11 protein-coding genes and 1 pseudogene are annotated in these 15,252 nt (G+C 42.1%); 1 reads left to right on the forward strand and 11 read right to left on the reverse strand.

What is annotated here, in order from left to right; genetic code table 11:
• Positions 1 to 129: 129 nt before the first annotated feature.
• The 3 genes from EYB31_RS21560 to EYB31_RS21570 form a co-directional block, all read right to left on the reverse strand.
• Positions 130 to 2,646, reverse strand: a complete 2,517-nt coding sequence (locus EYB31_RS21560) for a winged helix-turn-helix domain-containing protein (protein WP_165452534.1) — start codon at positions 2,644 to 2,646, stop codon at positions 130 to 132.
• Between the two features lie 572 nt (positions 2,647 to 3,218).
• Positions 3,219 to 3,578: a DUF488 domain-containing protein gene (locus EYB31_RS21565; protein ID WP_131015472.1), complete on the reverse strand. Its 360-nt coding sequence runs from the start codon at positions 3,576 to 3,578 to the stop codon at positions 3,219 to 3,221.
• An 866-nt stretch (positions 3,579 to 4,444) separates the two neighbouring features.
• Entirely contained in the window at positions 4,445 to 5,173 is a 729-nt protein-coding gene (locus EYB31_RS21570) for an endonuclease NucS domain-containing protein (RefSeq protein ID WP_240762702.1), read from the reverse strand.
• A 555-nt stretch (positions 5,174 to 5,728) separates the two neighbouring features.
• On the opposite strand from EYB31_RS21570, the gene EYB31_RS21575 reads away from it, so the two are divergent.
• Positions 5,729 to 6,418, forward strand: coding sequence for an ExeA family protein (locus EYB31_RS21575; RefSeq protein ID WP_131015474.1), 690 nt, complete (start codon positions 5,729 to 5,731; stop codon positions 6,416 to 6,418).
• A 179-nt stretch (positions 6,419 to 6,597) separates the two neighbouring features.
• Here the strand turns inward: EYB31_RS21575 and EYB31_RS21580 are convergent, their stop codons facing one another.
• The 8 genes and pseudogenes from EYB31_RS21580 to EYB31_RS21615 form a co-directional block, all read right to left on the reverse strand.
• On the reverse strand, positions 6,598 to 8,736 hold the full coding sequence (locus tag EYB31_RS21580) for a DEAD/DEAH box helicase (RefSeq protein ID WP_131015475.1): 2,139 nt from the start codon (positions 8,734 to 8,736) through the stop codon (positions 6,598 to 6,600).
• A gap of 14 nt (positions 8,737 to 8,750) precedes the next feature.
• Positions 8,751 to 10,073: an ATP-binding protein gene (locus tag EYB31_RS21585; protein WP_131015476.1), complete on the reverse strand. Its 1,323-nt coding sequence runs from the start codon at positions 10,071 to 10,073 to the stop codon at positions 8,751 to 8,753.
• 11 nt (positions 10,074 to 10,084) lie between these two features.
• Positions 10,085 to 11,887, reverse strand: a complete 1,803-nt coding sequence (locus EYB31_RS21590; protein WP_131015477.1) for a TerB N-terminal domain-containing protein — start codon at positions 11,885 to 11,887, stop codon at positions 10,085 to 10,087.
• 404 nt (positions 11,888 to 12,291) lie between these two features.
• A pseudogene (locus tag EYB31_RS41565) lies at positions 12,292 to 12,573 on the reverse strand (transposase); the annotation flags it as partial.
• Between the two features lie 469 nt (positions 12,574 to 13,042).
• Positions 13,043 to 13,435, reverse strand: a complete 393-nt coding sequence (locus EYB31_RS21600) for a type II toxin-antitoxin system death-on-curing family toxin (RefSeq protein ID WP_131015503.1) — start codon at positions 13,433 to 13,435, stop codon at positions 13,043 to 13,045.
• Between the two features lie 5 nt (positions 13,436 to 13,440).
• On the reverse strand, positions 13,441 to 13,734 hold the full coding sequence (locus EYB31_RS21605) for an AbrB/MazE/SpoVT family DNA-binding domain-containing protein (RefSeq protein WP_131015478.1): 294 nt from the start codon (positions 13,732 to 13,734) through the stop codon (positions 13,441 to 13,443).
• 380 nt (positions 13,735 to 14,114) lie between these two features.
• Positions 14,115 to 14,408 carry a helix-turn-helix transcriptional regulator gene (locus EYB31_RS21610; RefSeq protein WP_131015479.1) on the reverse strand — a complete coding sequence of 98 codons (294 nt, stop codon included), beginning with the start codon at positions 14,406 to 14,408 and terminating at the stop codon, positions 14,115 to 14,117.
• Positions 14,409 to 14,415: 7 nt separating this feature from the next.
• The gene (locus tag EYB31_RS21615) at positions 14,416 to 14,781 is read right to left on the reverse strand and encodes a type II toxin-antitoxin system RelE/ParE family toxin (RefSeq protein WP_165452536.1); all 366 of its coding nucleotides are present in this window, start codon (positions 14,779 to 14,781) and stop codon (positions 14,416 to 14,418) included.
• Between the last annotated feature and the right edge of the window lie 471 nt (positions 14,782 to 15,252).

The raw sequence follows: 15,252 nt of genomic DNA on the forward strand, positions 1-15,252 counted from the left end.
AATATAGGACGGTTTCAAAACAAAAAAAATCCCCCATCTAAGGGGGAGGAACGTTAAAATTATGGGGGATATCCTCATGCTAATATGTATTGTATAATGATGATCTCCTCTACTGTGATAAACTGCTCTCTACAACCATTTTAATTGTTTTCCTTGCTCCAGAGCCTGTTCTCTGCTATTCACATGAAGTTTTCTATACACACTTTTTAGATGGCTCTTGACCGTTTCGGCTGTGATTTGAAGTTGTTCGGCGATCTGTTTATTCGATAGCCCCATGTCAATCATCCGTAATATTTTTAATTCCTGTTTCGTGATAAGGATTCCCGAGCCTGCAGTCTCATTCGTAAGATCCGACATCAGCAGAAGCAATTCCCTGGCGTAGAGCATGCTCGCAGACTTACGGTTAACGCCCATCTGCCTTTGCCGGATATATTCACGCAGCATTTCAGCCATCTTTGTCCCTTCATCCACGAAACTACGGATGTATTTTCCCGGTTCCGCCAATTGGAGTGCCGCTTCCAGCTTCATTACAGCGTTCGTCAAATCTCCTTTTCGATAAAAAGCCATGCTTTGCAGGATGGTCACCTTAACCTTATCCCAGGTCCGATCAGCCTTATCGACAAGCCGGTACAATTGTTCTAGCAGTTGCAAAGCTTCATCAACTTCCCGGTGCTCCATAAGCGCACTTGCCAAATAAAGATACTCTTTGATCGGACCAAGCGGGATCGTATCGGTATGCTTGATGCCGCATGTTTGCAGCCAACGCTCATCGAAAGAACCGTTCGCAAGCGACAAATTTGCCTTCTCCGCCTCTATCCTTCTCATAAACATGGTTTTGTCCACTGAATCGATCTTAGGTTTAACCCGCTCAAGCAATTCAAGCGCTTTAGCCGAATCTCCTTTGGCCTGACAGATCCGCGCAGCATTGACAGAAGCACTTAACAGAATAAGAGCATAGGGCTGCATGCACGTTGACCTCAGTACCCTCTCCGCATAAACTTCAGCCTCTTCCAAGCGGTTCCATTCATATAACAGCAAACTGTACGTATTGTAGAAAAAACCGACGTAGGGGTAATTGTCTCTATCTTCCCATACTTTAATCCATTTAGAAAAGAATCTCTCCGCATCATGCAAATTTTTGAAAAAGCTCAATAATGTGTCGAAATACATCGAAAACGAGTTCGCTTCAATCATCTGGATGTAGCTGCCCTCCGGCGTATGCCGATCAAATATCTCAAAATATTCATTTGCTCGCCGAAAGTCTCTTCGGTAAAAAGAAACAGCCGCTGACAAAAAATGAACCGTCCCTGCGTAAGATTTCCATTCCGGAACCGATAGCTTGTCCTCCATTAGCCGAAGCCTGGCTTGTGCCAACTCCATTTCATTGGTTTCCACCATCACTTTGACATAAAGAAACTGAATCCTCGGTTTTCCAGTAAAACAGCTTTCCGGTAGATCGCGCAACCATCGATAAAGCCCCCCTCTCTTCGCATGAAGGTTTTGCAGATGCTTTTCGATCAGAATGCTTGCTTCGTGATGGTGCCCGTTCATAAACAGTTGTTCTACCGCTTCTTCCAAAAATCCGTGCTCCTCAAGCCAATGAGCTGCCTTGACATGAAACTCCTTCGATTGTCCCGCATACCTCTGCCGGAAAAGCTTCCGTAAAAAATCGGAAAACAAATGATGATAGCGATACCATTGCCGCTGATCATCCAATGAAACAATGAACAAATTATGCTGTTCCAGCATTTCCAGCAGCTCCTGACAATTCGCGTGTCCGGTAACCGTCTCGCACAACGGGCCGTTTATCCTGTCTACGATCGAAGTTTCCAATAGGAAGGACTGAATCTCACTCGGCTGGAGACTAAAAACCTCCTGAAACAGATAATCGGATATGTTGCGGTGTTCCCCGCTAAAACCGCGGATAAAGTCCGAATAATTGCCGCTTCTTTGCAGCGAAATGGCCGCAAGATACAGTCCGCTGATCCATCCCTCCGTGCGGTCGACCAGATCAGCTATCTTTTCTCCCGACAGGGACAATCCCATGCAATTCTGAAAGTAACGAATTCCCTCCGCAAGTTGAAATCGCAGCTCCTGAATCGTGATTTTCACCATTTGGCCGGTCGTCTGCAGCCTTGCCGTAGGAAAGGGCATTTCAACCCGACTTGTTACGTAGAGGTGGATGTGAGCGGGCAAATACGCAAGAAAATAAGCCACAGACTTGTGAATGGAAGCAAGATCAATCGCGTGATAATCGTCCCAAATCATGACCAATTCATCCGAATAGCCGTTAAGCTCGTGAATCATGGCTGAGATGAATGGCTCAAACGCTCCCGACTTTAAAGATGGCAAATGGGGGGTGACCGCTTCCGCAAATTGGGGGTGCTTACTATTAACTGCAGCGATCGTATAGCTCCAAAACTCAATCAGGTCATTATCTTGAGGGCCCAAGGAAATCCATACGGCAGGTATGGCGGATTGCTGCAGCCACTGACTCAAAGCTGTTGTTTTGCCGTACCCCCCCGGTGCCGTTACGGATGTAAGTTTGCTCTTTAATCCTTTATTTAATAGCTCGGTGATCGCCGCTCGCTCAACAAGGTCATCGCGCCGCGTTTGCGGGATATGAAGTTTGGTACTCAGAATCATGGGCCGACACCTCGAATCTAACTGTGAACAACTCCCATTATTATATCTGATTTTCATGATTTCAAGATAGAGTTCACCCAAGGAAATTATCTCTTTGGACTATTCCCATCCGGCAGGAAGGATCGCATGCACGATGAAACTCTAATACTCTATGGGGCTCAAAAAATGAATGGATGCACAGCAGACGCATTCCAGTAGAATGTGAGGGAACCGACGGGCGGACGATAAGACGTTTTCTTTTTGCCGAGGAGCCGGAGACTGTGGGATTGTTAGCTGTCAAAACCCGTATAGCACCCGATGTACTATAATATTGACGCACAGAGATACCCCCTTGGTCTATTCTCATTTGGAGGGATGTATGGCACGAAAGCACCCGAACTCAATTCGACAAGCTCAAGGACGAGATTGTAAAAAAGGAAAGAGCGTACCCTTGCAGGCATACCCTCTCAACATACTTATGGAGACGAAGCGTGGGTGGGTAAATCCACAATTCGCCGCTGCATGACGCCTCATTTATCCAGTAGAGCTTGCTCTAAAGACGGCGTCACCATAACATCGCCCTCAACGTATCTTCATACATTATCAATTTCATGTATAATTCCAGATAGAAATACAGCTTGATTCTGCACTTCATCTTTTGCCGAATACAGTAACGTTACAGTGCCTTCATCTGCCCATTTCTGCAATTGCTTTAAAAACACAATCTTCGATTCGTCCCCCTTAAGCTCTTTTCGATATTTTTCCTTAAACTCGTCGAAGTTCGCATGCTCATGAAACCATTTCCTCAATTCGTGGCTTGGCGCAACCTCCTTCATCCACTCGTCAATCGCCGCCTTCTCCTTCGAAACGCCTCTCGGCCACAGCCGATCTACTAGAATTCGCTTTCCATCGAATTCATGAATCGGATCATATATGCGCTTTATAAGAATCATCTCTTTTCACCACCCTCATCCATTCTAAATATACATCCAAAAGTATTGTAAAACAAAAACCACGGCCTCGGTCAGAGGCTTCGTTCTTGTATGGGGACGGGCCGTGGCCTGGGTCAATCAAAGATACACCTTATCTGAGCTAGCGGAAGTAATCCAGTGAAATTCGCAAAAAAAGACAAAAAACACCTATCACACTGGATGTGTTTTTTGTCTTTATGGAGACGCAATGCGGCTCGGCAAATCCATAATCTAGCGCTTCATCAGGGCTTTTTCAAAGACTTTACGCGGCCAACTTTCTTGCAGAAGATGGCCAAGCTAAGCGATGTAATACAAAAAGGAGCTTTGCCGCCGTACTTCAGTGGGAAAGCTCCTTTTCGTTTTTGTGGAATTACATATGGGGACGAACCTTGGCTTGGTAAATCCATAATCCGCCGCGACGTGTTACTGAAGATTTTTGGGGAGGTAGCATGAATCTCGTTTATTTCTTCAATTTTACTTATTAACTTACTTGAAACAATGGCCACATTTAGACCACCCATTATGACCACACAATTCTTCGACTTTGTGTTCAAGCTCAACATAGGTTACGGAACATAGCTTTTCAAATGTAGTTCTTGAACCCAAATCCTTAACACGGTTAAGAAAGGAGCAGTTAGCACGATGAAGCTTGTTTAATGTTGGTGTGTAGCAATAATTAAATACAAACCCCTGCCGGTTATTTAATAACCAATCATCGTAACCAAATTCGTCATTCTTATAGGAATGAATCATTGTTATTCCCCTTTACGTAAATTGCCAAAATAACTCCCATTGATTTATATTCAATAAGATTGAAAATCCTCCCTTCTAATTTAATCGTGTATAATTTACTCTCTCTCCTCATAAGCCATTTGAATTATTGGGACTAGGGATTCCATAGAAGCTATATCCTTAAGTTGAATATCGATTTGATTCTTGTCTCTTTTATCAATCGGCAAATAGATTTTTATTCCCGATTGAAACTGTTTGAAAATTATGTCCCTCTTCTTCACAGGAACATGAATTAACAATCTATCTTGTACTGTTGATATAGAAAGAAATTTATAATTTCTGCCCTTACGTTTAAACATAATTCCGTCTGAAATGTAATAGTAAGTGTCAGATATTTGGTCTACATGGTCAAAGATATTTTTGGCGATCGTTTGTGTAACAGAACTCTTAAATGACGCTATGACTTCGTCTGGAGAATGAAATTTAGACTCTCCTCTCGAAAGCGTTGGGTGCTTAACGGTAATTGAAATTTCTCGCGCCGCCAGTTGAATCTCCCTATGTTCATATCCATGCTTAGTTAGGCCTTCTTTCAGTCCATGAACGAAGGTTAGTCCTACCAACATGAATCGTGCGTTGTTATCGTCTACCAAACCTGCATATCTTAACAATTGTCCTACAGCTCTATCGTCAACTTTCAATTTTACTTCAACATACAATTGCCTACCATTCCGATCTTTAAAGAGCAGATCGCAACGGTAAGATCCAATTCGGAACTCTTGGGAAATAAATTCAAGTTGTTCTTCAATCAGATCAGAATTTGTTATTAAAAAATCATGTAGTTGCATTTCTCTCAATCTTTTCACCTTCTTTACATTTTATTTGTTACTGCTAGTTCATAATGTTCATCAGTCGACAGCGTTACAATTTAAATTCTACTGGTTCTTCATAAAACCTCTGAATAATAACAAATAATGCAGTAGTGGTTTAACCATAAAAATAATAACATCAGTACCTTCAAAACGTCACCAAGACGCGAATGAAGAGTACTGACATAAAATAGTGTTCACTTCTGTATTTGAACTGAGATTGTATCGAACCTCTGTCCAACCTTAACAGTTGTGGGTTTGTATGGATAAAGGCTCAGAAAAGCGAACCGTGGCTTGGGAAATCCACAATTCGCCGCTGCGCGATGTTGAGGATCTTAGGGGAGGTTGCTTGATTTAAACACCTCCCGTAGTTATTTCCCAGCCCTGTTCTCGAGTAATATACGCAAGTAAGACTTCATCATCAAATCAGTAAAACGATGGAAGCCTGTCATCCTACCCTGTTCTAGAACATGTCCCCTTTGTTCTGTCTCGTCACAGTTGTGGCCTATCGCCGGGTGAACAAGGAGGACGGCCATGTTTGAATCTTTTACGGTCTTGGACACTCACCGGCAGTGGTTCGCAGTTGTAACCGGCGATTGCAGCACGGGCAAGACGACGACGATTCGACGATACACCGAAGTGCTCGATCCAGCCAAGTACAAGGTGCTCTACTTGTCCGATTCGAAGCTGACCCCGCGGCATTTTTACAAAGAGTTACTCGAGCAGCTCGGCTGCGAATCGAAATTTTACCGTGGCGATGCCAAACGCCAATTGCATCGCGAGATCGAGCTCATGCGTGGCATTTACAGGCTCTCCCCCGTTGTTGTCGTCGACGAGGCGCAACTCTTGGATCGCGAAATGCTAGAAGAAATACGCTTCCTGCTCAACTTCAAGATGGATGCGCAGAGTCCCATGGCACTCATCTTGGTTGGTCAAAGCGAGCTCTGGGATCGGATGAACCTACAGGCTTATGCAGCTATCCGTCAGCGAATCGACCTGCAGTGCAAGCTTCCGCATTACGATCGGGCTCAGACCGGCGATTACATCCGTCGTCACATGACGTTCGCTGGCGCTGAGCATGACATCTTCACCGATGGTGCGATCAATGACATCTACAGCTTCTCAAGTGGTGCCGCCAGACTGATCAACAAAGTTTGTACACACGCTTTAATCTACGGTTCGCAAAACAAACATCGCATCATCGACGATCATATAATCAAGTGAGTCATCCAGGGAGAATTACCGTGATTCTCTCTTTCTCTTCGTCACGAGCGGACAGTTTGTCCGTCACCATCAGGACAACTTACGCCGTCAATTGTAAAATGATATAATTATCCATTCCGATATCCTATTAAAGTATCTCAACACAAACTGTTATTGTATATAGGTATTAGCCTATTAACTCAGCATGTGAATACAATGAACTGCTTGTCGCTCAAAAACTCCACTGTCCTCTCGACATCCACCATCGCAGACACATGCAATTCTTTCTGCTGCTCCTCGTTTAAATAAAATGAAAACTTCGTCCTATATATCTCTTGGGGAAACGTTACACTTAACAACTCCTGACTGTTCCATTCCCTTTTTGTAATAGACTCCAGCAATTTTAGAATGCCGTCCTGGCGTCCTACAATCTTAATATGACCCAACCCATTAGTTGTCACTTGCTCGACTCCCATCACTCTCAACATCCACATCAACGTGTTAGAGATCACGGTACCTGCAAACAATTCGATTAAGGTTTCATTCTTACCGATGATAATAACCCTTTGATTTGCCATCACACCAAGTCGAGCATATACTTCACGAATTCCTTTCAATTCCTGCGCCGCGGCATCGTTCAAGTAGGAATACAAATGATTCGAACAAAGCACCTCTTGCATTTTCTCGCTAATCATTCGGTGAATCGCTCCTCCAGATCCAAGGAAAACAGGTCTTTTGGCATCTACAGCCGGTACCACATAAATCTTATCTTTATTACTATCCACTGATTCAATTGACCAGAGCTTCCCGGCTAGAATGAGGTTATTTCCAACCTCGACAGCAGGCGTTTTATCTACAGCACCAATTCTTCGATTCAAATGAAATACTTCATATTCTTCTTGAACGGAGAAAACACTATAGAATTCCCTGCTCCGAAGAATCCGTTCCCCCTCGAGTCCTACTATAAACTCTTGTGCTCCCGGGACTAACTCGAGATATTCCTTTTTTATCATATGATCTACTAAATCAACGATATGTCCTCTTGGAATCACTTGAAAAACCGGGTTGCGTAGGATAGAATCCATCAGGTCATCCAGATACAAACCATTTCGCTCACAGCATATAGACAATATTTGATGGAACAATACATCATAGGGCTTCGCATAAGCTTGCGGTGGCTCTACCCATTTCTCAAGAAATAACTCCGTTACTGCAACGGCATGAAGTAAGTGACTGGCCTTTGTTGTATATATCTGTAATATTTGCGACATACCATCTCTACGACCAGTTCTACCGATTCGCTGCTTAAGTGAGGCAACCGAAAAGGTCGAATCAATTTGAATCACCATATCCATACTGCCGATATCAATACCTAATTCAAGCGTCGCCGTACAAACTACGGACTTCGGTCTGTTCGCCGTTTTTAGTATTTCTTCCACATACTCCCGCTCGGACTTATCAATAGATGAATGATGAGCAAGATAGTCTCTAGGAGCTCCTTCATGCTCTGCTAAACGGTTTAAGAGTACTGCTGTTTCCTCAACTAATCCTCTGTCATTAGCGAAAATCATGCTCGAGTACTCTTTTGTAAGATCTCTTATGTCCCGATAAAGCTCCAAAGGTAGTTTACCTTGCTCCTCGTTTGGATAATGGTGCAAGGCATAGAATATTTCTTTATCTCCATCATCCGATTGTATAACCTTCACTTGATCAGGTCCCTCGGGGGATAACCAATTCGCAATATAACCATCCGGATCATTCACTGTTGCCGATAAGCCAATAATACGAGTGGGATTTGCCACATACTCTTGAACTCTAAATAACAATGAACGTAGTTGCGCCCCTCTCTCCGTAGCCAGGAAAACATGGATCTCGTCGATCACTATATACGAGACTTGCTTCCATAATGACTGCAGAAAGGTGGAGCGATTAATAAAGAGACTCTCAAGTGACTCTGGTGTTATTTGCAAAATACCTGCGGGTGTATTGATAAACTTCTTTTTGTCATTTCCAGATACGTCCCCATGCCATTTATGAACCGGAACATCAACATACTCACAAAGTCTTTCAATTCGCTCAAATTGATCATTAATCAAAGCTTTTAGCGGAGCTATATACAGTACCCTTAGGTAATCCTGGCCTGATTGCTCAATAGCGCTAAGAATCGGCAAAAAAGCCGCTTCGGTCTTTCCTGAAGCGGTTGCAGCTGATAATACCAAATGATCGGTTGTTTCCAATATTAGCGGGATAGCCACTTCTTGGATTGGCCGTAGAGCGGGCCACTTAAGATCCCATATTGCTTTTTTTATTTTTGGAGATAGCAATTCAAATGCGGACATCCTCAGTGCTCTCCTTATTGATTAGTCTTTTGAAATCGTTGTAGCACGTTTGTGGCTTGTGCTGATGACTGGTGAAGCGAATCGGAAACCTTTTTAAAAATAGTTGTGCAATCCATAGCTGAATTTTGATGTAAGACATTAAGAGCTCCAATAAAATCTCTTACGACTTCTCCAGGAGTAATCATAGCCTCAGCGCCGGGTCTTGAATAGATGGATAATAAAAAGCCTTTTAGGTCTTGTTCTGTTATAGTTTCCTGATAGTTATGGTGAGTGGAGTGGATAGAAGTAATTTTTTGAAGCAATACAAACAATTCCTCTTTCCGAAGTGTCGATAAACGAATAACAGGTTGTGCTAAATCACGAAACTCTGCCGTTTCGAATCGATTAGTTACTAACCGGCGTTTTAAGGCTTCGTAACTGAATAAACCTCGGCGATCATCTTCAAGAAATTCAGAAGTGCCGGCATATGTGACGTACATATGCTCCGCTTTCCCTTGAGTAATATCGTTAAACATACTCAAAATAATTTCGTAGTTCTTTTCTCTAGTTTGAGCATGGCTAATTTTGTATAAATTAATTGCCTCATCAAAATTGATTACAAGTCCTGAGTATCCTACATGCGTTACAAATTTAGAAAATAACTTTAAGTAGTCGTACCAGTTCTGATCATCAATAATGTCCCTTACGCCAAGGTCATTTCTTGCTTCAGTTCTTGTTGCGTATTCCCCTCGAAGCCAACGAAGGACACATGTTTGTAGATGACGATTATCTTGAATGTAAGCATCAAAATAACTGCCCAGTATTTTAGCAAAGTCAAACCCGCCCACTAAATCCTCAAGTTGGGACAGGACACTGCTAATTTTCAACTTCACTGCCGCTACAAACTTTGGATCGTCATAGCTAATATCCGTCAAATTGTTCTCTTGCTGAACAGCAAACTGCACATTCGTTATCCATTGTTCTATTATGGTTTGTAATGCTCCCCCGTCTTGCCGCGTTGCTGTAGATAAGTTTTTCATAAATTCGGAGTAAGTAGCTATAGCCTTACCTTCACCACCATACAAGCGTCTTTCAGGTGTAAAATCTACGTCAGCAACTACAAACTTCTCTTTAAACGCAATGTGTCTAACAATCGATAACATGAAGCTCTTACCGCTACCAAAATCCCCGATAAAGAATTTGATAACCGAAGCTCCATCTCTAACCTGAGCTAGCTCCCTCATGACTTGTTCTGTCTCTTGACGACGACCAACGATGATATGCTCCAGACCTGTTCTTGGCACCACTCCACCTGAAAGAGATTGTAGAATGGCATTACTTTCTTTTTTCCTTATCACTCTTACCACTCCTAGTTGATTACTTCATCAATAATATCGATAAAATCAACAACGACGATATAGTTGTCTCCATCTTCCTCTAATAGGACATCACCTAGGTGCTCGACAGCTTTTTCGTTAATTGTATTAATTAGCGTATTAAGCATCATTCCTCGCTTTTTAGCGAAGGCAGTACAACTTTCGATCGATTCAATTTCATCAGTGAACATAGTCAGGAATTCGCGTTCATGGTCTGTCAGGTGCATAGCAAATGAAGCAACTTCTTGCGAAGCACCACTCCCTAGTGAAGCCAGCGGATTTTCGTTATCAGTTTCGTGTAAAGGCTTGTCCTGCTCAACATTTTGAGTTGAAACCGCAGCTTCTTGGTGGACCAGAGTCTCCACGTCTTCGACTTGCAGAGCCGATTGAATAGCCTCGCTATCGAGTTTTAATTGAGCAATTAAACCTGTGTTTAATTCAAAAGGTTCTGCATGATTTGCGGTCAGTTCCGGCGGTATAATAGTTGGATTAGTTCCTAAAGTTGATTTTTGGACTAAGGAGAAGCGCTGTTCCAGTCGTTTTTGTAAAGCTTCAGGGATCATTCCTTCATCCACCTTTATCTTCCTCTTAATGCCCTGATTTGCTCTGACCAGATTCTCGACAAATCGAATCAAAGCATTTAATTCATGATGGGTTTGCGATGTCGGACCGCGGCGTATCACATGTTTAACAGCGGCAGATCTAGTACTTATAATAACTGCGGATCGAAATAAATGGGCCGATTCTGACTTTTGCTTTGGAAACCAGTGATCGATTAACGTTTTGCCACTGGATTCTAGATAATACAGGTTTGTCTCGTCAAATGCTTTTTTATAAGCTCTAGTGAGCAGTTGGGCATGTTCCTCGTTAAACTGATTTGTCCTGTAATAAATAAATTGCTTTTTCCAAAGTCGGAATGGAATCTTAGCAAACATTTCAGCTGCATTAAAACGATCAAACGCCTCATACTGTCCCGCATGTGAAGCAGAACGAATGGATGAACGGGAATACCACTCTTCCGCCAGGTCTTTCCTGCCACCTTCGTAAAACAAATCCCCAATCCATTCAGGTAAATACGTATTTAATTTGGGATATCTTTCTTGATTCGCTTCATACATCCGTATGAGCAGTGCAACGGATTTATTTGGGTTTGGTTCGAACGAATAAGCCATCAATTCATATGTAAATAGGAAAATGTAACTTAAATCGGTATCTGGGTAGTTGCCATTAACAACCTGTTCACGCCAATAGAAGTACCATTGTTGTTGATACTTAGACATACTTTCAAAAGTAGGCCAGTAGGTATGAAAAGGTTCGAAGGCAGCACTCTTTACAGTATGATTGCGGTACTTACAGGATTGTTCATAAAATCTATCAAAATGACCTGAGTGGGTAATTTCAAATTCTAAACCGCCTCTAGAGTGAATTTGTGCCTTGCGTTTACCACTTAGAATGTCAATTGGAAAATCCTTTAAGTTATAACCACCATCAGGCAGGCATCTTTGCTGTGGGTGCTTGTTATTTTCTTTAATTCTAACAGCAGGTTTAGTCATTTTGATGTTAACTTCTTCTTTGGTAAAGTTGCTATTTGAATTCTCCAAATTAAACTGACGAACTCGCGAAGGTATAAAAAAAAGCTCGATAAGTGAGATAATCAATGGTACATAAGTCCAGAAAAATAAAAGATATAAAATTGCGAGCTTATACCTTCTTAAATAAAAATGGTGAGCACCAAACGAACCGAGAAGAAGACAAAGTATAAGGGCTGTAGAAATATTTTTAGGGACTTGGTACATAATTTGCGAGGTCAACTCCTATGTGTAATTAGCACTATTATATCATCCTCTTAATAGTAAGTGTCGGTTTATATAGAAAAAAATGGAGAATAACTAGTGTGGCCTCTAACTATTATAGGGACAATAGCAACCTCACAACCGGAGTTTCCCATATCTTTCATCGCCATCTTTTTTATTATTTCTTCGTTATTTCACCAATTAAAAAGCCAAAGGAAAAGTTCCATTGGCTTTTTAATTTTTTGTCACACGTGTTCTTTTGAATTCCAAGAACTCTAATATTTCGTGTTTTGTACGGGGATCAAGAATTCGAAACTTTTGCGGTAATTCGCATTCTGCGGCTTTATCAATCCCATTAAGAAATTGGCCCATGATAAGCCAATCTAGAGCGTGTCTTCAAACTTAATTTAACCATAACAAAATAGAGGCCAGTGATAAAAAGCCCACAAATGTACAGGTAAGTTTATCGTAACGAGTGCCAGCCTGCGATAATGTTTGAGTTTGTTGAATAAACATTCCACGAGATGGCGTTTTTTGTAGAGCCACCAATCACACTTTCGCTGGATTTTGCGATGTTTTCGACTAGGAATGACGGCGATCGCTTGGTGCTCCTTAATCAGTTCGAGAATGTTGTTCATGTCATAACCTCGATCGGCAATGACAGTCTTACCGTTTTTTATAGTTTGAAGACACGCTCTAAATCGATTTCAAAATTTTTCTTTATTTCATAAAGCATATCAAATGGAGGCTTTGCTTTGGAAAATTGAATTTGGGTCATGTTATTGACTTTTCAAATATGCTTAATTCTTTCGCCAACACTATTCACTCTAAATTCTCCCCTTATTCTAAGGAATATACAAAAAAAGTCCCCCATGGGGACTTTTTTTGTATAGCACCTTCGGCAAAGTTATGCTTTAACTCTCAAGCTCCTTTTCGTTTTTGTGGATTTAGCATATGGAGACGAGGGGAGTCGAACCCCTGTCTGAAGATAACGCCACATAAGATTCTACGGGTGTAGTCACAGTTTTGATGTCACCCGAGCGTCGCCCCGTAACCGACTACGCGTTGGGTCAGCCTGATTGTCTTCCTACGTCCGACCCCAAGCGGAGACCAAACGTCGTATCCCAGTCACATGGGTGATGCAATGTAGATCTTGAATCATCTTTCTTCTGAATGTTCATTCAATATATAAGCGATAGTCTCTAACGAATGCAAACCTTTTGCAATATCTACTATAAACTCAACTGCATATTCCCGTTCCATTCGTAGATGATATCCGTTCAGTATCATGAAAGATTTCATAACCAGATAGGCTGTCCGCTTATTACCATTATGAAAGCAATGATTTTTCACTAGAGATTCCAGTAAGGCTGCAGCCTTATCAAATAAAGTTGGATAAGCGTCTTCCCCAAAAACACTTTGCTGGGGCCTATGTACCGCAGATTCAAGCAGACCATGATCTCTCACGCCTGCTTGCTCTGCATCATTCATTTTTTTCATCATAAAATAGTGTGCTGAAATAACCTCTTCTTTGGTAAGATAGTTTATCATTTCTTTCATCTATCCCTTAAGTCCTCAAGAATACCTTTATCTTCTTCAAATACATCAAAGAAGGCTTCAAGAACTTCAAACCGAATATTATCAGGTAATTGACCCTGGCGAGCTTTTTTCAACACCACTTCACCGCGATCATTTTCAATAAATTCAATTTCGTCCCCCAGCGCAACATTCAACTTTGCAGCTAATTTTTTAGGCAAGCTAACACCTAAGCTATTGCCCATTCGTCCTATTTTGCGGGAATAACGAGTCACATTCTCTTTATCATTTATCACTTTGACCACACCATTCATGTTCATTCTTCCTTTCTATTGTATGACCAACACTCAATAAGTTATACCTTATAATAGTAATAACTTTTATAACATATGTACATTTTATCAAATTTCCCTGCAAATATAAAGCAACAAAACACCCTCCTCATCGCGGATTGTACTTATAGTGGCGGAGGCTAGGGAGAATCGAAGCCCTGTCCGAAGGGTAAAGCCAATATACTTCTCCGGGTGTAGTTACGGTTTGATACACACCTAGAAAAAAGACACCGACCACTATGGTCAGTGCCTTTTTACATTATGGAGACGAGGGGAGTCGAACCCCTGTCCGAAGATAACGCCACATAAGCTTCTACGGGTGTAGCCACGGTTTTGATGTCACCCGAGCGGCGCCCCGTAATTCAGCCTATACTTGCCGCAGCAGCCTCTTCCATACCATGCAAACTTATTTTCATTCCAAGAGCGATTGCTAGTCGAAATACAGTGTCTAGGCGAGGGATAGATCCACCGTTCTCAATACGTGCAATAGACTCTTGATGCAGCCCAGCTTTTTCCGCTAGCTCCGTTTGAGTCCATCCTAGTTCAATACGCCTTTGATGAATGGCATTTACCAATTGAGCAACTGCTTCGAGTTCATTCATCCGCATTGGGTCTATGGACTTGAGTTCCTTCTTCTTTTCACTCCAGCTTTTCAAAACCAGATCACTCCTTCCTCATTTTAGAAAGCCAATTGCCCATACGTCGTTCAGCAATTGCAATCTCTCGCGGCGGTGTTTTCTGCGTCGTTTTGGCAAAATGATGTAATAAAACGAAGTGGTTTCCGTTCCAACCAAAGAAAAGAATTCGATTACTGCCTGGCCGCAACTCCCATATGTCTCCCGAGATCCGTTTGGTGAATTTCTCTCCTACTCTTGTTCCCTTATCTTCTAGCCGATTTAAACAATAGATAATTTGCTCCAGTTGAACCCTTGCATTCTTATTGCTGTTAGTGGCAGCATCAAGATCGTCAATGAACTTCTCGACTGGCTTATTCCCATCTTCGTCTTCATAGAACAATATATTGTACAAAGCTGCCTCCAACTGTTACAAGTATACTCCACCTTTATCTCAATTATAACATATAGATCATAAAATGACATAAATACTTCTCGATAAAGCAAAAAGGCACCCCCTCAAGGGTCTTTGCTTTTTATTTTTGGAGACAAGAAGAGTATTGACATGATGATCCTACTTACGCAAATGCCCACTCACCGATGACAACCTTAGCGCACATGTCCATGCCGTGCTCACTTCACTTCGTTCCGCTCCGCGCGTCTCCAAATGTAAAAAAGCACCGACCTCGGAAGGTCAATGCTTTTTGTACTTGTATGGAGACGAGGGGAGTCGAACCCCTGTCCGAAGATAACGCCACATGTTTTTTGCAAATGAAAAATGCTGAGTTTTGCTGCGAAAAATGCCGAGGTCACTTGCCAGTTAACATGAGTTATTGCGGAATTCGTTCCATCGCTTGTTTGAGTCGGAAGCTCTCGCCGGTGAAGG

Origin of the sequence: Paenibacillus thalictri (assembly GCF_004307995.1) — a bacterium.
Classification (GTDB): domain Bacteria; phylum Bacillota; class Bacilli; order Paenibacillales; family NBRC-103111; genus Paenibacillus_AF; species Paenibacillus_AF thalictri.

Excerpts from the sequence above, each read along its gene's own strand:
- EYB31_RS21570 (WP_240762702.1), bottom strand. The coding sequence starts at position 5,173 with ATGCAACTACATGATTTTTTAATAACAAATTCTGATCTGATTGAAGAA.
- EYB31_RS21600 (WP_131015503.1), bottom strand. The coding sequence starts at position 13,435 with ATGATAAACTATCTTACCAAAGAAGAGGTTATTTCAGCACACTATTTT.
- EYB31_RS21575 (WP_131015474.1), top strand. The coding sequence starts at position 5,729 with ATGTTTGAATCTTTTACGGTCTTGGACACTCACCGGCAGTGGTTCGCA.
- EYB31_RS21605 (WP_131015478.1), bottom strand. The coding sequence starts at position 13,734 with ATGAATGGTGTGGTCAAAGTGATAAATGATAAAGAGAATGTGACTCGT.
- EYB31_RS21560 (WP_165452534.1), bottom strand. The coding sequence starts at position 2,646 with ATGATTCTGAGTACCAAACTTCATATCCCGCAAACGCGGCGCGATGAC.
- EYB31_RS21580 (WP_131015475.1), bottom strand. The coding sequence starts at position 8,736 with ATGTCCGCATTTGAATTGCTATCTCCAAAAATAAAAAAAGCAATATGG.
- EYB31_RS21565 (WP_131015472.1), bottom strand. The coding sequence starts at position 3,578 with ATGATTCTTATAAAGCGCATATATGATCCGATTCATGAATTCGATGGA.
- EYB31_RS21590 (WP_131015477.1), bottom strand. The coding sequence starts at position 11,887 with ATGTACCAAGTCCCTAAAAATATTTCTACAGCCCTTATACTTTGTCTT.